Source organism: Amycolatopsis sp. lyj-112, assembly GCF_046549055.1.
Lineage (GTDB): Bacteria > Actinomycetota > Actinomycetes > Mycobacteriales > Pseudonocardiaceae > Amycolatopsis.
On record NZ_JAJPWS010000013.1, the window covers coordinates 75,035 to 97,312 of the forward strand.

The 22,278-nt window shown below is 67.6% G+C and carries 21 protein-coding genes; 8 read left to right on the forward strand and 13 right to left on the reverse strand.

The genetic code is table 11. The features are described from left to right. Positions 1-54: 54 nt before the first annotated feature. Positions 55-816 (reverse strand): MerR family transcriptional regulator, encoded by a 762-nt coding sequence (locus tag ACLJRL_RS32665; protein ID WP_410660192.1) that lies wholly within the window; start codon positions 814-816, stop codon positions 55-57. Between the two features lie 71 nt (positions 817-887). Here ACLJRL_RS32665 and ACLJRL_RS32670 point away from each other — a divergent pair, with 71 nt between their 5' ends. Together ACLJRL_RS32670 and ACLJRL_RS32675 are read left to right on the forward strand one after the other, a co-directional pair. Further along, on the forward strand, positions 888-2,054 hold the full coding sequence (locus tag ACLJRL_RS32670; RefSeq protein WP_410660193.1) for a glycerophosphodiester phosphodiesterase family protein: 1,167 nt from the start codon (positions 888-890) through the stop codon (positions 2,052-2,054). After that, on the forward strand, positions 2,051-2,557 hold the full coding sequence (locus ACLJRL_RS32675; RefSeq protein WP_410660194.1) for a DoxX family membrane protein: 507 nt from the start codon (positions 2,051-2,053) through the stop codon (positions 2,555-2,557). The genes ACLJRL_RS32670 and ACLJRL_RS32675 overlap by 4 nt, the downstream gene beginning before the upstream one ends. 76 nt (positions 2,558-2,633) lie before the next feature. On the opposite strand, the gene ACLJRL_RS32680 is transcribed toward ACLJRL_RS32675, so the two are convergent. From ACLJRL_RS32680 to ACLJRL_RS32695, 4 genes are all read right to left on the reverse strand, one after another. Then, positions 2,634-3,005 carry a YciI family protein gene (locus ACLJRL_RS32680; protein ID WP_410660195.1) on the reverse strand — a complete coding sequence of 124 codons (372 nt, stop codon included), beginning with the start codon at positions 3,003-3,005 and terminating at the stop codon, positions 2,634-2,636. Between the two features lie 97 nt (positions 3,006-3,102). Continuing rightward, complete coding sequence (locus ACLJRL_RS32685; RefSeq protein WP_410660196.1) at positions 3,103-3,906, reverse strand: ABC transporter permease; 804 nt, start codon at positions 3,904-3,906, stop codon at positions 3,103-3,105. Beyond that, entirely contained in the window at positions 3,903-4,856 is a 954-nt protein-coding gene (locus ACLJRL_RS32690) for an ATP-binding cassette domain-containing protein (protein ID WP_410660197.1), read from the reverse strand. Before ACLJRL_RS32690 ends, ACLJRL_RS32685 begins: the two co-directional genes overlap by 4 nt. A 70-nt stretch (positions 4,857-4,926) precedes the next feature. Beyond that, positions 4,927-6,216 carry an acetyl-CoA C-acetyltransferase gene (locus ACLJRL_RS32695; RefSeq protein ID WP_410660198.1) on the reverse strand — a complete coding sequence of 430 codons (1,290 nt, stop codon included), beginning with the start codon at positions 6,214-6,216 and terminating at the stop codon, positions 4,927-4,929. A gap of 92 nt (positions 6,217-6,308) precedes the next feature. On the opposite strand from ACLJRL_RS32695, the gene ACLJRL_RS32700 reads away from it, so the two are divergent. Together ACLJRL_RS32700 and ACLJRL_RS32705 are read left to right on the forward strand one after the other, a co-directional pair. Further along, entirely contained in the window at positions 6,309-7,646 is a 1,338-nt protein-coding gene (locus ACLJRL_RS32700; protein WP_410660199.1) for a 3-oxoacyl-ACP reductase, read from the forward strand. A 2-nt stretch (positions 7,647-7,648) separates the two neighbouring features. After that, positions 7,649-8,494, forward strand: a complete 846-nt coding sequence (locus tag ACLJRL_RS32705) for a MaoC family dehydratase (protein WP_410660200.1) — start codon at positions 7,649-7,651, stop codon at positions 8,492-8,494. Here ACLJRL_RS32705 and ACLJRL_RS32710 read toward each other — a convergent pair. After that, positions 8,477-9,142 carry a TetR/AcrR family transcriptional regulator gene (locus tag ACLJRL_RS32710; RefSeq protein ID WP_410660201.1) on the reverse strand — a complete coding sequence of 222 codons (666 nt, stop codon included), beginning with the start codon at positions 9,140-9,142 and terminating at the stop codon, positions 8,477-8,479. The two genes, ACLJRL_RS32705 and ACLJRL_RS32710, sit on opposite strands and share 18 nt — an antisense overlap. A gap of 127 nt (positions 9,143-9,269) precedes the next feature. Here ACLJRL_RS32710 and ACLJRL_RS32715 point away from each other — a divergent pair, with 127 nt between their 5' ends. Together ACLJRL_RS32715 and ACLJRL_RS32720 are read left to right on the forward strand one after the other, a co-directional pair. Then, a complete protein-coding gene (locus ACLJRL_RS32715; protein WP_410660202.1) occupies positions 9,270-9,905 on the forward strand; it encodes an SCP2 sterol-binding domain-containing protein in 636 nt (211 codons plus the stop codon). Between the two features lie 67 nt (positions 9,906-9,972). Next, the gene (locus tag ACLJRL_RS32720; RefSeq protein ID WP_410660317.1) at positions 9,973-10,581 is read left to right on the forward strand and encodes an SCP2 sterol-binding domain-containing protein; all 609 of its coding nucleotides are present in this window, start codon (positions 9,973-9,975) and stop codon (positions 10,579-10,581) included. Positions 10,582-10,593: 12 nt separating this feature from the next. Here the strand turns inward: ACLJRL_RS32720 and ACLJRL_RS32725 are convergent, their stop codons facing one another. The 7 genes from ACLJRL_RS32725 to pdhA all read right to left on the reverse strand — a co-directional run bounded on the left by ACLJRL_RS32725 (position 10,594) and on the right by pdhA (position 19,423). Then, positions 10,594-12,330, reverse strand: coding sequence for an ATP-binding protein (locus ACLJRL_RS32725; protein ID WP_410660203.1), 1,737 nt, complete (start codon positions 12,328-12,330; stop codon positions 10,594-10,596). Positions 12,331-12,404: 74 nt separating this feature from the next. Beyond that, the gene (locus tag ACLJRL_RS32730) at positions 12,405-12,887 is read right to left on the reverse strand and encodes an FxsA family protein (protein WP_410660204.1); all 483 of its coding nucleotides are present in this window, start codon (positions 12,885-12,887) and stop codon (positions 12,405-12,407) included. A 258-nt stretch (positions 12,888-13,145) separates the two neighbouring features. Continuing rightward, positions 13,146-15,095, reverse strand: coding sequence for an ABC transporter ATP-binding protein (locus ACLJRL_RS32735; protein ID WP_410660318.1), 1,950 nt, complete (start codon positions 15,093-15,095; stop codon positions 13,146-13,148). Positions 15,096-15,118: 23 nt separating this feature from the next. Further along, a complete protein-coding gene (locus ACLJRL_RS32740) occupies positions 15,119-15,685 on the reverse strand; it encodes a TetR/AcrR family transcriptional regulator (RefSeq protein ID WP_410660319.1) in 567 nt (188 codons plus the stop codon). Between the two features lie 148 nt (positions 15,686-15,833). Beyond that, a complete protein-coding gene (locus ACLJRL_RS32745) occupies positions 15,834-17,207 on the reverse strand; it encodes a dihydrolipoamide acetyltransferase family protein (RefSeq protein ID WP_410660205.1) in 1,374 nt (457 codons plus the stop codon). Between the two features lie 16 nt (positions 17,208-17,223). Further along, complete coding sequence (locus tag ACLJRL_RS32750; protein WP_410660206.1) at positions 17,224-18,216, reverse strand: alpha-ketoacid dehydrogenase subunit beta; 993 nt, start codon at positions 18,214-18,216, stop codon at positions 17,224-17,226. A gap of 1 nt (position 18,217) precedes the next feature. Continuing rightward, the gene (gene pdhA, locus ACLJRL_RS32755; protein WP_410660207.1) at positions 18,218-19,423 is read right to left on the reverse strand and encodes a pyruvate dehydrogenase (acetyl-transferring) E1 component subunit alpha; all 1,206 of its coding nucleotides are present in this window, start codon (positions 19,421-19,423) and stop codon (positions 18,218-18,220) included. Between the two features lie 372 nt (positions 19,424-19,795). Here pdhA and ACLJRL_RS32760 point away from each other — a divergent pair, with 372 nt between their 5' ends. Next, entirely contained in the window at positions 19,796-21,208 is a 1,413-nt protein-coding gene (locus ACLJRL_RS32760) for a M20/M25/M40 family metallo-hydrolase (RefSeq protein WP_410660208.1), read from the forward strand. A gap of 84 nt (positions 21,209-21,292) precedes the next feature. After that, on the forward strand, positions 21,293-22,153 hold the full coding sequence (locus ACLJRL_RS32765) for an alpha/beta fold hydrolase (protein ID WP_410660209.1): 861 nt from the start codon (positions 21,293-21,295) through the stop codon (positions 22,151-22,153). Positions 22,154-22,278: the final 125 nt, after the last annotated feature.

Below are 22,278 nucleotides of genomic sequence, written 5' to 3' on the forward strand. Positions count from 1 at the left end.
CGGTTCAGTCGAACGACGGGTCTGCAGCCCCGTCCCTCGTTCTAGTCACCTGGCTTAGTCACTCAGATTGCGCTCGGCGTAGACCGCCATCGCGTCGCGGATGTACTCCGCGGTACCCGTGCCGTGCTTCTCGTCGTACTTCCCGTAGCGCGGGTCGTCGACGTAAAGCTGCCCGAGACCGGCGAAGTAGCCCTTCGACACGGCCCGCACGGCCGGCCGGAGCCATTCGTACACCCGCTGAGTGATCGCCTGGACCTCGTCGCCGCCCGCGGGCAGACCCCGCTCGCGAGCCTCGCCGAACGCGGTCGCGATGTCGGTCTGCTCCTGCTGGTGCGCCTTCTTGTCCTCGGCGCTCAGCGACTTCCACCAGCGGTCACCCTGCTTGTAGGCGTCGGCGCCCCAGCGTTCGGTGACCTCCTTCTCGTACTTCGTGTGGTCGAAGCCGTCGAACACTTCCGCTGCCATCAGCTGTTCACCTCTCTCTGTCTTCTTCAAGGTCGTCCTGACCGATTCGATCTGCCGTCCGAGCCGCTGTCGCTCCTGCTCCAGCCACTTCAGGTGCGTGCGCAGGGCCGCTGTCGTGTCCTGTTCCCCTTGGAGTACCTCGCCGATCGCGGGCAGGCTCAGCCCGAGTTCGCGAAGCAACAGGATCCGTTGCAGCCGCACCAGCGCGTCCTGGTCGTAGTAGCGGTATCCGTTGTTCCCCACCCGGCTCGGTTCGAGCAGCCCGATGTCGCCGTAGTGACGCAGCGTGCGGCTCGTGGTCCCGGCCGAGCGGGCGATGTCCTGGATCGACCACTCCGTCTCGTTCGGCATGTTCCTGAAGGTAGAGGTTGACGTTGCGTCAAAGTCAATCGAAGTTCACCCGGCCGTGGCATGGTTCACTCATGAAGACCTTTGCGCTGGTCATGGCCGCTGCGCTGACCTTGGGCACGGCCGGGGTCGCCGACGCGCATCCGCGTCGCGCCTTCGACGTCCAGGCCCACCGCGGCGGGCTCGGCCTCACGGTGGAGAGCACGCTCGCGTCGTTCGGCAAGGCGTTGGACCTGGGGGTCACCACGCTGGAACTCGACATCCAGATCACCAAGGACGGTCGCGAGGTGATCACTCACGACCGCAAGACGACAGCGGCGAAGTGCCGGGACACCGCGCCCGCGACGCCGGGCGACCCGGCGTACCCGTACGTCGGCAAGTACGTGAAGGACCTGACGTTCGCGCAGGTCCGGACCCTCGACTGCGGGTCGATCCGGCAGCCTGCCCACCCCGGCCAGACGTTGTCGCCCGGCGCGAAGATGCCGACGCTCGCCGAGTTGTTCCACCTCGCCCGCGAGCGGCGCGCGTGGGGCGTCAAGTTCAACATCGAGACGAAGGTCGAGGCCGCCGCGCCGCACGAGACCGCGCCGCGGGAGCAGTTCGTCCACCGGGCGGTGCGGGAGATCCTGTTCTCCGGTTTCGCGCACAACGTCACCGTCCAGAGCTTCGACTGGGGTGCGCTGATGCTGCTGCGCAAGGTCGCGCCGTGGATCCCGACGGTCGCGCTGACCCAGCCGGAGTTCCTCCAGGTCGGCCAGACCGGTAAGTCGCCGTGGCTGGGCGGTCTCGACATCGACGACTTCGGCGGCAGTCCCGTCCGCGCGGTGAAGTCGTTCGGCGCGAGCGCGCTCTCGCCGGTGCACGGCAATCCGCAGGGCGGCAAGGTCGGCGACCCGGACTACCGCCCGTTCACCACGAAGGCGCTGGTCAGTGAGGCGCATCGGGCAGGGATCAAGGTCGTGCCGTGGACGATCGACGACCCCGCGACGATGCACAAGCTCATCGGCGACGGCGTGGACGGCCTCATCACGGACTACCCGGACCGGCTGCGGACGGTCGCGGCGGACCGCGGCTTCAAGCTGCCGAGGGCGTATCCGGCTCGCCAACGGAATCTAGCGCTATCTAGCATCAGAGAAATATTTCCGGATACACCGTTAGCGCGGTTCGGCGGAGTGGCGGGCGGGAAGTCTGGGGATAAGTTTGTTTTCCCGGGTCCGGATCCAGAAAGGCTACGACCGTGATTCTCCGCCGCGTCGCACGTCCGCTCCTCGCCGCGATCTTCATCTCCGGCGGGATCGGCGCGCTGAGGGACACCCAGGGGCACGCGAAGGCCGCAGAGCCGTTCCTCACCGAGTCCTTCGACAAGCTGGAAGGCGTGGTGCCGGAGTCGGTGCCGCGTGACCCCGCCACCCTCATCCGGATCGACGCCGCGGTGAAGATCGGCGCCGGTGTCGCGCTCGCCGCCGGCAAGGCGCCGCGGCTGGCCTCGCTGCTGCTGCTCGGCAGCCTGGTCCCGACGACGCTGGCCGCGCACCGGTTCTGGGAGATCAAGGAACCGGCCGAGCGCCAGCAGCAGCAGATCCAGTTCATCAAGAACGCCGGCCTCGCCGGTGGGCTCCTCCTGGCCGCCGCAGACACCGCCGGGAAGCCGTCACTCGGCTGGCGCGCCAAGCGGGCCGCGTCCAAGACGGAGAAGCGCGCCGAGAAGCTGGCGAAGAAGGCCGAGAAGGCCATCACCAAGTAGCGCGTGTCATGAAAGACCCTTTCCTGACGAAAAACGTCAGGAAAGGATCTTTCATGACACTCTCGAGATCGCGGCCTCACTCGGTGAAGGCCGCGATGTCCTCCGCCTCGACGACCGTGCGGACCTCGACCTCGATCTCGTCGAACAGCGCCGCGTAGGTCTCGGCGAACGCGACGGCCTCGGCCAGGTCCTTGGCGTTGATCAGCGCGAACCCGCCGATGACCTCCTTGGCCTCGGTGAACGGGCCGTCGGTGGCGGTGATCTTGGCGCCGCGCACCTTGCGGACCCGCGCGCCCCGCTCGGACGGGTGCACGCCCTCGGCCGTGATCAGGATGCCCTTCTCGAACGAGTCCTCGATGAAGGCGCCCATCTGCTCGATGAACTCCTTGCTGGGGTTCCAGGCTTCCGGGGCGCTCTCGTCGAGCCGGTGCATCATCAGAAACCGCATCGCTGCTCCTCAGTGTCGTGGCGGGCCTTGTCCATCCCGCCCTCACCAGCGCGTCGACCGGCTCGACGACGGTTCGACATTTGTGTTCGAAGAATTCTCAGCGGCTCGCGACCTTCTTGTACTGGGCCGTCGCCAGCGGCGCGAAGATCGCGATGATGGCGATGCAGCACAGGATCGCGTAGAGCGACGCGTTCTCGGCGGGCCAGCCCGTCGGCGGCGCGCCGAACCGGTTGCCGAACAGGTCACGGGCCGAGTTGATCACCGCGGTGAACGGGTTCCAGTCGGCGATCGCCTTCAGCACGCCCGGCAGCTTGTCCGCCGGGACGAACGCCGTGGAGATGAAGCTCAGCGGGAACATCCACATCAGCCCGGCGCTCTGCGCGACCTCGACACTGCGCGCGACGAGCCCGATCCACGCGCCGACCCAGGACAGCGCCCAGGCGAACATCAGCATCACGAGATAGCCGAGCACCGCGTCGAGGAAGCTGCCGCGGATCCGCCAGCCGACGAGCAGCCCGCACAGCGACATGACGATGAGCGCGACCACGCTGATCACCAGATCCGACGTCGTCCGGCCGAAGATCACCGCGAGCCGGGAGATCGGCAGCGAACGGAAGCGGTCGATGATGCCCTTCTGCAGGTCGTTCGCGAAGCCGATCACGGTGAACGCGGAGTTGAACGCGACCGTCTGCGCGAAGATGCCGGCGATGAGGAATTCGCGATAGGCGAGCCCGCCCGCCGCCCCGCCGATCGCGTCGCCGAAGACGTACGCGAACAGCAGCACGAACATGATCGGCTGCAGCGTCGCGGCCATCAGCCAGTCCGGGTTGCGCTGGACGTTCTTCAGGTTCCGCCAGGTGATCACGCCACCGTCGGAAAAGGCCTTCGCGACCGCGCTCACTTCTTGTCCCCCTCGTCCGTGGCGTGCCCGGTCAGCGACAGGAAGACGTCGTCGAGCGTCGGCCGGTGCAGCGCGACGTCCAGGACGGCGACGTTCTGAGCGTCCAGCCGTCGCAGTGCCTCGATCAGTGCCTTCGGCCCGCCCTCGACGAGGACGTCGACCTTGCGGGTGTGCTCGTCGACCGTCGGGATGCCCGAGCCGACCTCGGTGAGCACCTGTGTGGTCGCGGCGAGGTCGTCGGCCGAAGCCACGACCAGTTCCAGCCGCTCGCCGCCGATCTCCTGCTTGAGCTCGTCGGCCGTGCCGCGCGCGATGACCTTCCCCTTGTCGATCACCACGATCGAGTCGGCGAGCTGATCGGCCTCTTCCAGGTACTGCGTGGTCAGCAGGACCGTGGTGCCGTCGGCGACCAGTTCCTTGATGACCTCCCAGGTCTCGATCCGGCCGCGCGGGTCGAGCCCGGTGGTCGGTTCGTCGAGGATCACCACGGTCGGCTCGGCGACCAGCGCCCCCGCGAGGTCGAGCCGTCGCCGCATACCGCCGGAGTACGTCTTGGCGGGCCTGTCCGCCGCGTCCTCCAGGCGGAACCGCGCGAGCAGTTCGCGCGCCCTCGCCTTCGCTGCCGCCTTCTTGCTCCCGTACAGCCTTCCGACCATGTACAGGTTCTCGAACCCGGTGAGGTTCTCGTCCACGGCGGCGTACTGCCCGGACAGCCCGATCGACCGCCGGACGGCGTCGGGCTGGGCCAGCACGTCATGCCCGGCCACCTGCGCCTCGCCCGAATCCGGGCGGAGCAGGGTGGTCAGGATGCGGACCGTCGTCGTCTTGCCGGCGCCGTTCGGCCCCAGCAGGCCCAGCACCTTGCCCGTCGGGATCGACAGATCGACCCCGTCGAGCGCCTTGGTGGACCCATAGGTCTTGACCAGCGCTTTCGCCTGAACTGCGAACATGGCGCCACGCTAGACCCGGGCACCGACAAAGGCACCCGGGTTTTACCCTGATCCGCTCCCGGCGAACGGATTACTTTTCGAGGATCGCGGTGATGCCCTGGCCGCCCGCCGCGCAGATAGAGATGAGTCCGCGGCCGGATCCCTTCTCGTTCAACAGTTTCGCGAGGGTGGCGACGATGCGGCCGCCGGTCGCGGCGAACGGGTGCCCGGCCGCCAGCGAGGAGCCGTTGACGTTCAGCTTCGCCCGATCGATGGAGCCGAGCGGCACGTCGAGGTCCAGCTTCTCCTTGGCGAACGCCGGGTCCTCCCACGCCTTCAGGGTGGCGAGGACCTGCGAGGCGAAGGCCTCGTGGATCTCGTAGAAGTCGAATTCCTGCAGGGAAAGCCCGGCGCGCGTGAGCATCTTCGGGACGGCGTACGCGGGCGCCATCAGCAGACCCTCGTCACCGTGGACGTAGTCGACGGCCGCCGTCTGCGAGAACGTCAGGTACGCCAGTACCGGCAGCTTCCGGGCCTTCGCCCACTGCTCGGTCGCGAGCAGGACGGTCGACGCGCCGTCGGACAGCGGCGTCGAGTTGCCCGCGGTCATCGTGCCGTCGGCACCGCCGAAAGCGGGCTTCAGCTTCGCGAGCTTCTCGACGCTGGAGCCCGGCCGCAGGTTCTGGTCGCGGGCCAGTTTGAGGTACGGCGTCACCAGGTCGTCGAAGAAACCGCTGTCGTAGGCGGCGCCGAGACGCTGGTGGCTGGTCGCGGCGAGTTCGTCCTGCGCCTCACGCGTGATCTCCCAGACCTTCGCGGTCAGCGCGGCGTGCTCGCCCATGGACAGGCCGGTGCGCGGCTCGGAGTTGCGCGGGATCTCGGGGACGATGTGGCCGGGGCGCAGCTTCGCGGCCAGCTTGAGCCTGTCGCCCAGCGTCTTCGCGGAGTTGAGCTCGACGAGGATCTGCCGCAGGTCGTCGTTGACCGCCAGCGGGGCGTCGGACGTGGTGTCGACGCCGCCCGCGATGGCCGAGTCGATCTGGCCGAGGGCGATCTTGTTGGCGACGTTGACGATCGCCTGCAGACCGGTGCCGCAGGCCATCTGCACGTCGGAGGCGGGAGTGGCGGGGTTCAGCTTGCTGCCGAGGACGCTCTCACGCGCGAGGTTGAAGTCGCGGGCGTGCTTGAGCACGGCGCCGGCGGCGACCTCCCCGATCACCTCGTCCTGCAGGGAGTAGCGGCTGACCAGGCCATCGAGGGCGGCCGTGAACATGTCCTGGTTCGACGCTTTCGCGTACGGACCGTTCGAGCGCGCGAAGGGGATCCGGTTACCGCCGATGATCGCGACCTTGCGCACGGGTGCCGTCCTTTTCGTGGCCATTTTTTCCACTCCTCCGTAGGCTCTCTCACACTGTAACCTACTAGTGAGTAGGTTAGAATGCGACGTGATGCAAACTGCACGGGAGGCACGTAATGGCTGACAGGTACCAGCAGTTCACGAAATCCCCGGTGGGGAAATTCGTGGTGCCGAAGCTCGGCCTGCCGAACCCCGCGACGCTTCGCCGGTACAAGCCCGGCCAGTCCGCCCTCGAGGGTCCCGCACTTCTCGGTGCCGCGCCGGGCGGTCGCCTCGAAAAGGTGATCGAGGCACAGCTGCACCGTGCGGGCATCGAGGTCGTCTCCACGCCGTCCGACGGCAAGCACGCCGCGCTCGTCTTCGACGCGACAGGCGTGAAGGACCCGAAGCAGCTTCGAGAGGTCTACGCCTTCTTCCACCCGGTGATCCGCAGTGTCGGGCCGTCGGGCCGCGTCGTCGTCCTCGGATCGCCGCCTGAGCTGGCCGAAGGACGCGAGCGGATCGCCCAGCGCGCACTCGAAGGCTTCATCCGTTCGGTGGGTAAGGAGCTGAAGCGCGGCGCGACCGCCCAGCTCGTCTACGTCGCCGAAGGGGCCGAAGAGGCCACCGAGTCCACGCTCCGGTTCCTGCTGTCGGCGAAGTCCGCCTTCGTCGACGCCCAGGTCATCCGGGTCGGCACCCAGACCAAGACCGCCTCCGCGCCGGCCGACTGGGCGAAGCCGCTCGAAGGCAAGGTCGCGCTGGTGACCGGCGCTTCCCGCGGGATCGGCGCCGCGATCGCCGAGTTGCTGGGCCGCGACGGCGCCCACGTCGTCGCGCTCGACATTCCCGCGCAGGGCGCGGATCTGTCGAAGGTGGCCAACAAGGTCGGCGGCTCGGCGCTGCAGCTGGACATCACCGCCGCCGACGCGCCGGAGAAGCTCGCCGAATACCTGACCACGCGCCACGACGGCGTCGACATCGTCGTCCACAACGCCGGCATCACGCGGGACAAGACGCTGGGCAACATGACCGAAGGCGGCTGGGACTCGGTCATCGCGGTCAACCTCGCTTCGCAGCTCGCGGTGAACGACAAGCTACTGGCGGCCAAGGTGCTCAAGGAGAACGGCCGGATCATCGGCGTCTCCTCGATCGCCGGGATCGCGGGCAACGTCGGCCAGACCAACTACGCGACCAGCAAGGCGGGCGTCATCGGCATGGTGAACGTCGGCGCGTCCGAGCTCGCCGAGTATGGCGGCACGATCAACGCCGTCGCGCCCGGATTCATCGAAACCAAGATGACCGCCGCGGTACCGCTGTTCATCCGCGAAGCCGGGCGGCGCCTGGCCAGCCTCGGCCAGGGCGGGCTGCCGGTCGACGTCGCCGAGACGATCGCCTGGTACGCGAACCCCGCTTCGGCCGCCGTCAACGGCAACGTGGTCCGCGTCTGCGGCCAGGCACTGCTGGGGGCGTGATCATGGCGGTCAAGGAACTTCACGAGACGCCGAGCCTGTCTTCGTTGTATCCCAAGGCGTTGCTCGGTTCGCTGCGCAAGAGCGGCGGAAGCACGCTGCCGGGGACCGAATTCGTCCGCGAGGGCGTGGTCGTCGACCCGGCGCACCTCGCCGCGTACAACCAGGTGTGCGGATTCCGGCTGGACGACGTCCTGCCCGCGACGTACCCGCATATCCTCGCGTTCCCGCTGCAGATGGCCCTGATGACCGAACGCGACTTCCCGTTCCCGTTGCTGGGCATGGTGCACGTCGCCAACCGGATCACCCAGCACCGGCCGCTGCGGCTCGACGAGTCGTTCACCCTGCGCGTGCGCGCCGAAGACCTGCGGCCGCACGAGAAGGGCAAGCAGTTCGACGTGGTCAGCGAGCTGCTCGTCAGCGACAGTCCTGTGTGGACGGACGTGAGCACGTACCTGAGCCGTGGTGGCGGCAGCGGGGAGAAGTCCGCGCGCGGTCAGCTTTCCCAGCCGTCCCCCAGCGCGATCTGGCACGTGCCCGGTGACATCGGCCGCCGCTACGCCGAGGTCTCCGGTGACCGCAACCCGATCCACCTGCACGCGATCACCGCGAAGGCGTTCGGATTCCCCGCCGCCATCGCGCACGGCATGTGGACGAAGGCGCACGCGCTGGCGGCGTTCGAGGGCAGGCTGCCGGACGCCTTCACCGTCGACGTCAAGTTCAAGCAGCCGGTGCTGTTGCCGGCGAAAGCGGCGTTGACCACGTGGCAGGAAGGCGAGGGCTGGGCCTTCGAACTGTGGAACGCGCGCAAGCCGAAGCCGCACCTGGAGGGCTCAGTCGTCGCTCTCTGACGGCTTCCAGACATCGCCCTCGACGAGGTCGTTGAACCCGAGCCAGACGAGGTTCATCAGCCACGAGGCGAGTACGCCGTCGGAGACATCGGGGTGGTCGAGCGCCCAGTCGGCCAGCGACTCGGCCGCCCCGACCAGCGCGGCGGACAGCCCGGCGCCGGAGAACTCGGCCTGTTCGCCGAGGCCCTTGCGGGTGCCCGCGGAGACGACGAGCGCGGCGACCAGTTCGATCGCGCGGGTGCGCATGTCGGTGATCTCCGCGGCGAAGGCGCCGCCGACCGTCATCGCCTGGCGGTGCAGCACCGTCCAGGACTCGCGGTAGTCGGCGACGAACCGGTAGAACGCGCGGAGCCCGTGCCAAAGCTGCATGTCCGGCGGCAGATCGGGTTTGATCCCGCCCTGCACCGCTTCGAGCAGGCGCGTCGCTTCGCGGCGGATGCACGCGCCGAACAGATCTTCCTTGGATCCGAGGTAGGTGTAGATCATCGGCTTGGACACGCCGGCGACCTCGGAGATCTCGTCCATCGACGCGGAGTGATAGCCGTAGCGCGAGAACACCGAGACCGCTGCGTCCAGGATCTGGCGTTCCCGCACCGCTCTCGGCAGCCGTTTGGCGCGTTCGGCGGGACGCGGTACTTCCTCGGACACTCAGGACCTCCCTTTAGTTCGCGTGAGACGCTACCGGGCTACCACTCCTGAGGGTGATTTCGGCACGCTTGCCCGCCTACCTACTCGCGGGTAGCCTTACGCGTGGGTAGGCGGAGGTGGAGGGCAGATGACCGAGATCGTGGGGCTGACCGGCCGCGCGCTGGTCGACGCGCTGGAACGGATCGAGCCGGATTCGGCCGAAGCGCACGCGCTCGACGTCAACGAGGTCGCGGGTGCCATCGACCCGAAGGACCTCGGCAAGGACGACGTCCGGCGGCTGCTGGCCGCACTCGGACGGCTCGCCGAGTCGGCGCCCGCCTTCGACCTCCGCAAGGTCGACCCGGCCCGGTTCGCGAACCTCGTCGCCCGCGCCTCGCGCACGCAGCTGGAGAGCGTCGTCGCCGAACGGCCGCTTCGGGAGCGCGTGCTCCGCGAGATCTTCGACCGCATGGGCGCCCACATCCGGCAGGACCGGGCGAAGACGCTGCACGCCGTCGTCCACTGGCGGCTCTCCGACGGCACCGGCGACGGCGGGTACGACCGCTACGAGACGGTGATTTCCCACGGCGAGTGCACGGTAGGTCGCGACATGAAGGAGAAACCGAGGGTGACGATCACGATCGCGCCCGTCGACTTCTTCCGGCTCATCACCCACCAGGCCACCCCCGCTGTGCTATTCGTCACCGGAAAGATCAAAGTAAAAGGTGATCTGGCGTTCGCGGCCGGTCTGATCGGTTTCTTCGACCTTCCGAAACCTTCCTGAGCCCGCCGAGCGGATATACTCCCGAATCGTGTCCCGAAATTCGAGGAACAAGCGCTGGCGGGACAAGGTGCGCCTTTCCCGCCCGTTACGACTGCACCACACGCGCACCCGCGGCGAGCACGTCGTCAATGCCTTCGCGGAGAAGCTCGAGCTTCCGAAGCTGAGCCCCGAGCAGTTCGCCCAGGTGCTGGAAACCCTGCACATGCTGGGAGAAACCGGCGCGGGCATCGAGCTGAGCTCACTCGAGACCGAGGTGCTCGTCGACGTCGTGCAGCGGGCGTCGCGAGAACAACTCAAGGCGATCGCCGACCACCCGGAACTGCGCTCGGTGTTCCTCGACGAGATTTTCCGCAGAATGTCGGATCATTTCGTTCCGGAACGCGCCCGGCACGTCGACTTCGTTGTCGCATGGCGATTCACCGATGGTGAGGGAGAAGACGGTTTCGATCGTTTTCAAACGGTCATCGAAGACGGCGTCTGTGTTTCCAGCACCGATCTCGCGCGCACCCCGGACACGACGATCACGCTGTCCGTCGACGACTTCATCCGGATGGCCACCGGCAACGCGGCCGTCGCGGCGATGTTCGTGACCGGCAAGGTGAAGGTCAAAGGCGAGTACGCGCCTGCCGTCCGCTTCAGCGGCTATTTCGACATTCCGAAACCTCGCGGGAGCTAGCCCTCGGAATTCTCAGCCCTCGTCGAGAGTGCGCTGTGGGGTGCGGCGATATCGGACGTTGGGGCTACGCAGATTTCGTTCCGTCGCTTCGATCAGTCCCTGCCGGAGTAGAGCGCTCAACCACCGTGACACCGTTCGATCGGGAAGTCCCGTCGCCGCCACCAAATCGGCACGGGTCGCCTCGTTTTCGCCCAGTGCGAGAAGGATTTCCTCGCGGCGATCGGCACGTCGCCGCTCGTGCACCGGACCATCCGCGGGGGCCGGGACGACGTCGTCAGCGAGGGTGTACTGCGCGTACCGACGTCCACCGGCCGGAACGAGCAGGCCGCGAGCGACCAGATCGCCGAGTTCTTCGGTGGCCACGCGCGAGTCGAGATCGTTCGCGTTGCGGTAGGCCTGATTATTGAGTGTCTCGCCGTGGAACAGCATCGCGAGGCCGTGACACTGGCTGTCGGTCAGCCCATGCTCACGAAGCGACGCGATCCATTGGACGGCACCGTCGCCCATCAGGGTGTGGTTGGGGAAGGTCGCCGTGAAGGTGGAGATGTCATCGGCGAACCGCGGCGGACTGAGCTTGGCGTCTCGCATCGCCGCCAGCATCGCCGGGATCCCGGATCCGCGGTTTTCGCAGATCGGGCGGTCCGACCCCGGTAGCGGCGTGTCCTCCAGGAGTTTCAGCAAGGTCGCGTTGCGAGTCGAAGACGTGCCTTCGACACCGAGATTCTCCTCGCGGACCGACCCGTAGAGGCCGCCGGGATTGCGGATGATCAGGCGGTCGGGATACATCTCGACCTGCACTTGAGTCCCCAGTGAGGGACCGGAGTAGTCGCGATGCACCAGCGCGTTGACCACTGCTTCGCGCAATGCCGTTTCGGGGTACTCCCAAGTCTCGGCCCGCCCCGCGCCACGAATCGTCGATCGGCGCTTCATGTTGCGTCGGAGGGCGATGAGGGCTTCGTCGACGATCGCCGGAATCGGCCCCTCGGCCGCGACGTTGTCGACGAACCTCGTGCCACTTCGCGGGTCAGGTCCCGACTTGGTCGGATAGTGGACGAACGTCAACATGACCTGCGGAAAGAATTCCTGCGGGTACTCGCCCAAGGCCAAAAGACCGGCCAAGGACAGCTCATCGCCAATGAGCACCTTCGCCCGGCGTAGGGCCGCGGTGGTGTCGAGGTTCGCGAATGCTCTCCGGCGATGCTGGCGAAGGCGATTCAGGAAGGTTTCGGTGAGCGAGCCATCGAGGTTCGCGACCGAGCTTCCGGGAACCGGCTGTTCGTCGTCTCGCGGCTGGCCGCGGTTCGCCACCATCAGCTGGACTTCGTAGGGGCTCAGTTTTCGGTCGCCGTCGGCGACCCGGATGTAGCTTCCCTGCGTCATGCCCGTCCCGCGGTTGTACGCGGGTTTGCTGCCGGAAGGCAGTTCAGGGATCTCGGCGACCACCAGGTCCGCATCCTCGAACCGGTGCGTTCCGATCAGCGGCCGGAGGGGTGGTTCGAGGTTTTCGGAACACATCGCGGCCAGATCGGCCTCCAGCTTGGCTGGATCTTGAACACCGGTCGCCTCGAAGCCACGGGTTTCGTCGAGGCCGAAGATCAGTATGCCGCCGCTGGTGTTGGCAAAGGCCGAAAGCGTCTCGCGCACGCTCTTGGGCAGCTTCGTCTCCGCGCGTTTCGCCTCTACGAACGCATGATCACCACCGAGCGCGCGGAGATTCGAGATGATCTCGATGAGTTCGTCGTGGAGCATGCCGCCGTCCTAGCTTCGCCACTAGCTTCGCCACTAGCAGTGTAGTGGCGAAGCTAGTGGCGAAGCTGAGGGGTTCAGCCTTCGACGATGCGGCCTTCGATCACCTGCGGCTGCTGCTTGGTGGCCTCGGCCGGAGGTGTGTCCGTGACGACCTCGCTGTCGACCACCATCACCGGCCCGCGGGTCCGGTCGGCGAACTTGACCGCCCGGCGCGCCATGCGCTTCTGCCAGATCTTGCGCGCGACGCTCCTGGTCGGCGGCAGGATCAGCAGCAGGCCGAAGACGTCGCTGACGAACCCGGGCAGCAGGATCAGCAGGCCGCCGAAGCCGATCAGCATCCCGTCGGTGAGTTCCTTCTCCGCGTCGGCCGGGCGGCCGAGCCGCGCGGACTCGGCGAAGGCCCGGAAAGCGCGGCCGCCCTCGCGGCGCGCGAGCCACGATCCGATGAACGCACCGGCGAAGAGCAGGGCGATCGTGCCGAGCACGCCCACGGCCGATCCCACCGCCCACACGGCGGCGATCTCGGCGACGACATAGAGCAGGAACGCGACAGCCATACCTGAACAACGTACGGCTTGCCCGTTTTGCTCCCAACCCCCGATACGGTGGTCGATCGTGTGGACCTGGCTGGGTCGCGGCGGCCATCGGCCGGCTCCGGCGCCTTCGCCGGCGTCGGAGCCGAGACGGGCTCCGGTTGGTCGAGCCCTGGCGGCACAAGCCCGCCCGCGAGAGTTGCGAAAGCCACTTTCGCAACGTTGAAGGTTGTGAAAGTGGCTTTCGCAACCCGTGCCGAGTGCGAAGGTGATCTTGACTCGTCAGCTGATGGCGTCGTCGAGATACGCGGCGGCCTGCAGGGTGAACAGCTCCGCATAGCCGGCCTTCGCCGCCATCAGTTCGTCGTGCGTGCCGTATTCGGCGACCTTCCCGTGCTCCAGCAACAGAATCCGTTCCGCCTGCCGGACGGTGGAGAACCGGTGCGAGATGTACAGCGTCGTGCGTCCCTCCGAAAGCTCCCGCAGCCGCGAGAACAGATCGTGCTCGGCCTGCGCGTCCAGTGCGGACGTCGGTTCGTCGAGGATCAGGATCGGCGCCTCCCGCAGGAATGCCCTGGCCAGCGCGATCTTCTGCCATTCGCCGCCGGACAGGCTGACGCCCTGGTCGAACCAACGGCCGAGCGGGCTGTCGTACCCGCTGGGCAGTCGCTCGATCCGTTCGTCGGCGCCGGCTCGTTTCGCCGACTCCTCGATCCGCTCGCGGTCGACGAGATGCGTCAGGTCGCCCAGCCCGATGTTCTCCGACGCGGTGCCCTGGTAGGTCACGTAGTCCTGGAACATCGCGCTGATCTGCCGCCGCAGTTCCGCCGGGTCGTACTCACGGATGTCGACGCCGTCGAGCAGGATCCGCCCGCCGGTCGGGTCGTAGAGCCGGCACAGCAGCTTGAACAGCGTCGACTTCCCGGCGCCGTTGCGGCCGACGACGGCGACCGTTTCGCCCGGCCGGATCTCGAAGGTCACGCCGTCGAGGGCGGGTTCGGTGGCGCCTGGGTAGCTGAAGGACACTTCCTCGAACTCGATGTGTCCCTCCACAGTGGACGGAAGCGGGCGAGGCTTCGCCGGTGCGACGATTTCCGGTTCCGTGCCGAGGAAACGGTACAGCGTGTCGAGGTAGAGGTTGTTCTCGTACATTCCGGAGAACGCCAGGAACAGGCCCTGGACCGACACCTGCACCGACGCCGCGGCGGCCGTGTACAGCGCGAGGTCGCCGAGAGTGAGCCTGCCGCCGACGGCCTCCAGCGCGATGTACAGCGCGATCGCGGATCCGGCGGCGGTGCTCAGCAGGCCCCACGACGTCGAACTGATGCTGCGGCTGCGGGTCAGTTTCCGCTGGCGGTCGTAGAAGACCTGGCCGAGCCGCTGGAACCGGTCGACGAAGTACGGGCCGAGGCCGAAGAGCTTGGTCTCCTTGGCATAGGTGTCCGTGGTGACCAAAGAGGACAGATAGTCCATCCGGCGTTTCAGCGGCGACATCATCAGTGTCAGCCAGAAAGCGCGGGCGCCGTACTTCGACTGCGAGATGAACGCGGGGATCGGAGCCAGCAAGGCGACCAGTGCCAGCAGCGGACTGATCGAGACCAGCAGCGCGATCATGCTGCCGAAGGTGATCGTCGTCCGCACCAGGCCCAGCGCCGAGTTCATCATCGACAACGGCCGGGTCGGAGCTTCCTGCGAAGCCTGGCGCAACATGTCGTAAGACGCGGAGCCCTCGAAGTACGAGAGGTGCAGTTCGCTCGCGTGACTCATCACCTGGTGGCGGATGGTCAGCGTCATCCGTTCCTGCAGCAGCGACTGGCCGTAGGTGGTCAGCGCCTGCGAGAGCGCGGTGAGCACGAGGACGCCGAACTGGAACAGCGCGACCCCGACGATCGCGCTTTTGGTGCCGTGGCCCTGGATCGCCGCGACCACCGAGTCGATCAGGAGTTTCGCGATGTAGGCGGTCGCGGTGGGCAGGAGACCGGAAAGCAGGGTCACCGCGGTGATCATGATGGTCAGCAACGGGCTTGCCTGCCAGGTCAGCTTCGCGACCTTGGGCAATCCGCGAACGGTGCCGGCGACGTTGACCCACATGCGGCCGAGCCGGGACTTCAGGTCTTTCGGGCCGGCTTCGGGTTCGGGTTCCGGGATGTCGACCGGGCCGGTCAGTCCGCTGTCGGGCACCGTCGACGGCGGACGGCGTCGTCTGCCGCCGCGGGCCAGCAGCATTTCCATGCCGCCCCCACCGGGCGGGCCGATCACGCGGCCCCCATGGCGCCGTTGAGGAAGACGTCGACGAGTTCCATCGTGGTGGGTTCGTCCGCCGTGTCGCCGAAGCGCATCCGGCCGCTGAACAGCAGCGAAAGGAAGAGGCCCGCCAGCTGGGCCGCGGGCAGCCGCAGCCGGTCCTTTTCGGGCTCGAACAGTTCGGTCATGGCGTCGCGCATCGCGCTCATCGATTCCCGCCGCCCGTCCCGGCGGACTTGGCCGCGCTCGGGGTGTTTGCCGGAACCGTGCATCGCGGCCATCAGCGCGCCCATCCGCTGGAGGTGCGCGCTGAGGGCGTCGGCCGCCTCGACGAGCCGGTCGTCGAGGGGCTGCTCCAGGTCGATCACCGCGATCGCGTCGAGGACCTGGTCGGGCTTCAGCGCTTCGGCGAAGCAGGTGGCGAAGAGTTCGTCCTTGTCCTTGAAAACGCGGAAGACGGTGCCCTCGCCGATCCCGGCGGCGCGGGCGATCTGGCTGGTCGTGACGCCCGCGCCGTGCTCCACCATCAAGGGCAGCACGGACTGGACGATCATCCGGCGCCGCTCGTCGGCGCTCATCCCCGGCGCTCTCCGCCGGGTGGGTGTGTCTGGTGCGGTCATGCGATCCAGTGTGCGGAGTGAGTGCTCACTCCGTCAAGCGATTAAGCTACGTGAAGGCCCCCTTCCCTGCGTCTAGCGCAGGGAAGGGGGCCTTCACGTACTTACGTCAGTAGGTGATCGCGACGGCCGGGTCGGCCAGCAAGGCGCCGACGTCGGCCAGGAACTCCGAACCCTGCTGCCCGTCGACCACGCGGTGGTCGAAGCTCAGCGAGAGCTGGAGAACCTTGCGCACCTTGATCTCGCCGTCGACGACCCACGGGGTGTCCTTGATCGCGCCGAGGCACAGGATCGCGGACTCGCCGGGGTTGATGATCGGCGTACCGGTGTCGACGCCGAAGACGCCGACGTTGGTGATGGTGATCGTGCCGCCGAGCATGGCCGCCGGAGTGGTCTTGCCCTGCCGGGCGACGTCGGTCAGCTCGGTGAGCGCGTTCGCGAGTTCCTTGAGGGACATCGAATCCGCGTCACGGACCTTGGGCACGACGAGCCCGCGCGGGGTGGCCGCGGCGATCCCGAGGTGCACGTAGTCCTTGTAGACGATCTCCTGCGCGGCTTCGTCCCACACCGCGTTGACGTCCGGAGTGCGCTTGGCCGCCATGCACACGGCCTTCGCCGCGAAGGTCAGCGGAGTGACCTTGACCCCGGCGAACTCACGCGACTTCTTGAGCTTCTCCCGGAATTCCATCATCGGCGTGACGTCGATGGTGAGGAACTCCGTGACGTGCGGGGCGGTGTAAGCGCTTTGCACCATCGCGGCCGCGGTGGCCTTGCGGACACCCTTGATCGGGACACGACGTTCCCGCGTCGCCGGGTCGTAGCCACTATCCGAATTGGACACAGTGGACACAGCAGCGGCGGCCGGTGCGGTGGAACCGTTGGCGGCGGCCTGCACGTCGTCCCGGGTGATCACGCCACCCGTGGCCGTGCCGGTGAGCTCGTGCAGGTCGACGCCGAGGTCCTTGGCGAGTTTGCGCACCGGCGGCTTCGCCAGCGGCACGTACCCGCCCTTGGGCTTGGCCGCGACGGCAGGAGCAGGAGCCACGGCCTCCGGGGCCACCGCGGCGACGGGCGCGGCAGCAGGTGCGGCGGGTGCCGCGCCCTTCCGTGCCCGGCGCTGTGCGACGACGGCCTTGGAGCCGTAGCCGACCAGCGGCTTCATCTCCTCCTCGGCCGGTTCCTCTTCCTTCGCCGCCGCGGCGGGTGCCGGGGTGGCGGCCGGAGCGGCCTTGCCGCCGGGGTCGACGTCGATGGTGAGGATCGGCGCGCCGACCTCCACCGTCTGACCCGGTTCGACGAGTAGTTCGGTGACCACGCCGGCCCACGGGATGGGCAGTTCGACGGCGGCCTTCGCGGTCTCGACCTCGACCACGATCTGGTTCACCGTCACGGTGTCACCCGGTTTGACCTGCCAGGCGATGATGTCGGCCTCGGTCAGCCCCTCTGCCGTGTCGGCCAAGGGGAACTGTTTGTAATCGGGCATTTCGGGAACGTCCCCCTTACCAGGCGAGTGAGCGGTCGACGGTGTGCAGCACCCGGTCCAGGTCGGGGAGGTAGTGCTCCTCGAGCTTGGCCGGCGGGTACGGCGTGTCGAAACCGGTCACCCGCAGCACGGGGGCCTCGAGCGAGTAGAAGCATTCCTCCTGCACGCGCGCGGCGATTTCCGAGGTCAGCGACGTCTCCGACGGTGCCTCGCTCAGCGCGATGAGCCGTCCGGTCTTGCGCACCGACTCGAACACCGGGACCAGGTCCAGCGGGGAAAGCGTCCGCAGGTCGATGACCTCCAGGGACTTGCCCTCGTCCTCGGCGGCGGTGGCCGCGTCGAGCGCGACCTTCACCGACGGGCCGTACGCGACGACGGTGGCCGTCGTGCCTTCGCGGACGACGCGGGACTTGAACAGCGGGCCGGGCGTGCCGGCGGTGTCGACCTCGGCCTTCATCGTGCCGGAGTGGTACAGCCGCTTCGGCTCGAAGAACAGGATCGGGTCGTCGGACTTGATGGCCTGCTGGATCATCCAGTACGCGTCGATCGCGTTCGAGCACGAGACGACCTTGAGGCCGGGGACGTGCGAGAACAGCGATTCCGGCGACTCCGAGTGGTGCTCGACCGCGCCGATGCCGCCGCCGAAGGGCACGCGGATCACGATGGGCATCTTGATCTTGCCCTGCGTCCGGTAGTGCAGCTTCGCCACCTGGCTCACGATCTGGTCGAAGCCGGGGAAGATGAAGCCCTCGAACTGGATCTCGCACACCGGGCGGAAACCGCGGACGGCGAGGCCGACCGCGGTGCCGATGATGCCCGACTCGGCGAGCGGGGTGTCCATGACCCGCATCTCGCCGAAGTCCTTCTGCAGGCCGTCGGTGATGCGGAAGACGCCGCCGAGCTTGCCGACGTCCTCACCCATGACCAGGACCTTGGGGTCCTCTTCCATGGCGCGCCGGAGGCCGAGGTTGATGGCCTTGCCGATGGTGAGTTTCTGGAGGTCGCTCATTTCAGTGCTCACCAGCCCCGACGAAACCGTCCATGTAGGACAGGAACTGCTCGCGCTGCGCGTCCAGCAGCGGGGTCGACTCCGCGTAGACGTTGGAGAAGATCCGCTCGGGCGGCGGCTCGGGCATGTTGAAGCAGTACTCGCGCAGTTCGGCCGCGAACGCGTCCGAATCCGCCTGTACCTGGTCGAAGAAGGCCTGGTCGGCGCCGCCACCGCGGGCGAGATACGCCCGGACGCGCTCGATCGGGTCCTTCAGCTTCCACTCCTCCAGCTCGTCGGAGAGCCGGTAGCGGGTGGGGTCGTCGGTGGTGGTGTGCGCGTCCATCCGGTAGGTGAACGCCTCGATCAGCACCGGGCCGTTGCCGTGACGGCATTCCTCCAGTGCCCAGCGGGAGACCGCGAGGCAGGCGAGGACGTCGTTGCCGTCCACGCGGATTCCGGGGAAGCCGTAGCCGCGTGCGCGCTGGTAGAGCGGCAGACGTGACTGGCGTTCGGTCGGCTCGGAGATCGCCCACTGGTTGTTCTGGCAGAAGAACACGAGCGGAGCGTCGTAGACCGCGGCCCAGACGAAGCCTTCGTGTACGTCGCCCTGCGAAGTGGCTCCGTCACCGAAGTAACAGATGGTGGCTTCGCCGTCGTCGTCGCCGACCTTGCCCTCGAACTTCTGGCCCATCGCGTAACCGGCGGCGTTGAGCACCTGGTTGCCGATGACGATCGTGTACGGGTGGAAACCGTGGGCCTTGTAGTCCCAGCCGCTGTGATCGGTGCAGCGGAAGATGCCCAGCAGATCCTTCATGTCGACGCCGCGGGCGTACGCGACACCGTGTTCGCGGTAGCTGGGGAACGCCATGTCCCCCGGCCGCAGCGCACGGCCCGAGCCGATCTGCGCGGCCTCCTGGCCGAGCAGCGGGACCCAGATGCCGAGCTGGCCCTGGCGCTGCATCGCGTTGGCCTCGCGGTCCGCGCGGCGGACCAGGACCATGTCGCGGTACAGGCCACGGAGTGCCTCGGCGTCGATGTCGTCGACGTACCGGTCGAATCGCGGCGAGGAGACCCGTTCGCCTTCGGGGGTGAGCAGCTGAGTCAGCTCAGCTCCACCTTCACTCGTTGCTCGCAAACCGGCGATCACCTGTTCGGGGGAAGGTTGCGCCGCTACCGCGGCGGGACCGTCTCCAGGTTCCGGGTGCGTCCACTGTTCGGACGGCATGCGCTGTTCTCCTTGATGTCGGCGCCTCTGGCGGCCACTTGTGGCGGCCACAGGGACTGCGCCGGCGGGACCAGCGCGTCGGGTCTGAAGCGCTCGGTCACCATCGGCGTTGACGGTTCACGCCGACATCCTGGCACGCCGGACGCCGTTTTGGTCAGTGGCGGATGCTGATTTGTTGCTGAGAAAGGGTGCCTGAACAGCGGAAATGCTAGGAAGCCCGAGTGTGGGGCCGCCTAAAGTAGGGGATTCACCCGGGGGCCGACCAGCGGCTGACGAGTACCGCCGGGCGTTGTGCCCGGCTTGGCCGCTCACGATCCGGAGTGGACGTTGTGACCCATCACACCCTCGCGGACCCGTGGCAGGATGGCGGACGTGGAGCAGAAATCCGTACGCGAAACCGTGGTTTCGAACTGGACGCACGACGTCCTCCCCAGCTTGTCCGGCCTGGTGGCGATCCCCGCCCTGTCGCCCGTCTTCGATACCGATTGGGCGGCGAGCGGGCATCTCGCCGCCGCCGTCGAGCATGTCCGCGCCTGGATCGAAGCCCGGGCGATCCCCGGCGCGACGATCGAGGTCGTGGAACTCGAAGGCCGTAGCCCGCTGCTGGTCGTCGACATCCCGGCGACGTCCGAAGCGGCCGAAAAGGGCACCGTGCTGATGTACGGGCACCTCGACAAGCAGCCGCCGGTCGGTGGCTGGTCCGAGGGCCTCGACCCGTGGACGCCGGTGATCCGCGACGGCAGGCTGTACGGCCGTGGCGCCGTCGACGACGGCTACTCGGGCTACGCGGCGACGACCGCGATCGAGGCCGTGCGCGCCGCCGGTGGCGAGCACTCCCGCGCGGTCGTGCTGCTCGAGACCGGTGAGGAGTCCGGCAGCCCGGACCTTCCCGCGTACGTCGAGCATCTGAAGGCGCAGCTCGGCGAGGTGTCGCTGGTCGTCTGCCTCGACGCGGGCGGCACCGACTACAAGCGGCTGTGGCTGACCACCTCCCTGCGCGGCATGTTGCACGTCAACGTCACCGTGAAGGTGCTCGAATCCGCGCAGCACTCCGGGATGGCCAGCGGCATCGTGGCCAGTTCGTTCCGCGTGCTGCGCGCGCTGATCGACCGGATCGAGAACGTCGAGACCGGCGAGATCAAGCTCGCCGAACTGCGCGTCGACATCCCGGAGAACCGCGTCGACGAGGCACGCGGCGTCGTCGAGATCGCGCCCGGCGCGGCGAAGACGCTGTTCCCGGTGGTCGGCCGCCCGATGTCCGACGACGACCTCGAACTGCTGCTCAACAACTCGTGGCGGCCGACGCTGTCGGTGATCGGCGCGGAGGGCTTCCCGCTCCCGGCCGAAGCGGGCAACGTGCTGCGCGACAGCACCACGCTCACGCTGAGCTTCCGGCTGCCGCCGACCACCGACGCGAAGGCCGCGAGGGACGCCGTCCGCCGCGTGCTCACCACCGACGTTCCTTACGACGCGTCCGTCGAGCTGAGCGAATTCCAGGCCGAGAACGGCTGGAACGCGCCGGCCACCGCGCCGTGGCTCGACGAGGTCCTGCACCACGTGAGCGGCGAAGTCTTCGGCGCGCCGCACAAGAGCTACGGCATGGGCGGGTCGATCCCGTTCATGGGCCTGCTCGGCGAGAAGTACCCGGAGGCGCAGTTCGTCGTCACCGGTGCCTGCGGCCCGGACTCGAACATCCACGTGCCCGACGAATGGCTGAACATCGACTTCGCCCAGCGGGTCACCGAGGCTGTCGCGCACATCCTGGACGCGCACGCGAAGAGCTGATCTCCTCGTTCACACTGCAATGAACGGGCCTTTCCTAGCAAAATTTGCAAGGAAAGGCCCGTTCATTGCATTCACGGGAGGATCATGTTCAAAGGATTCGCACTCGAAGAGGTCGACGTCGGCGAAGTGACCCTCAGGGTCCGGCACGGCGGTTCGGGCCCACCCCTCGTTCTCCTGCACGGACACCCGCGCACGCACACCACCTGGTACGACGTCGCGCCCCGGCTCTCCGACGCGTTCACCGTCGTCTGCCCGGATCTGCGCGGCTACGGCCAGTCCTCGAAGCCCGCGAGCACCGAAGACCACTCCGCCCACTCGAAACGCGCCATGGCGGGCGACATCGTCGCGCTCATGCGGCATCTCGGCCACGAGCGGTTCGCCGTCGCCGGGCACGATCGCGGCAGTTACGTCGCGCACCGGCTGGCGATGGACCATCCCGAGAACGTCACCAAGCTCGTCATCCTCGACGGCGTCCCGATCGGCGAAGCGCTCGCCCGCGCCGACGCGAACTTCGCGCGGAAATGGTGGCACTGGTTCTTCTTCGGCCAGCTCGCGAAACCCGCCGAGCGCGTGATCAACGCCGATCCGGACGCCTGGTACGGCGGCGATCCCGAAGCGATGGGCGCCGAGAACCACGCCGACTTCTTGCGCGCGATCCATGATCCCGAGACGGTCCACGCGATGCTGGAGGACTACCGCGCCGGCCTCGGTCCCGACCGCGAAGCCGACGACACCGACAAGGCGGCCGGGCGGAAACTCGCCTGTCCCCTGCTCATGCTGTGGTCCAGCCGCGACGACATGGCCGAGCTGTACGGCGACCCGATCGCCGTCTGGCGCGAGTGGGCCGAGGACGTCCGTGGGTTCGCCATCGAATCCGGGCACCATATGGCCGAGGACAACCCGGCCGACCTCGCCGCCGCGCTCCGCGAGTTCCTGGGGTCGTAAGTGATTTGGGTCGATCGCCGCTCATGACCTTCGTCGCGTGGCCTGAGGTGCATTGTGGGCTGTTACTGGTGTGTCTCACGTGACGTCGGTGACGGGAGGCCGCGCTTGCGGGTGCTCACACCTGG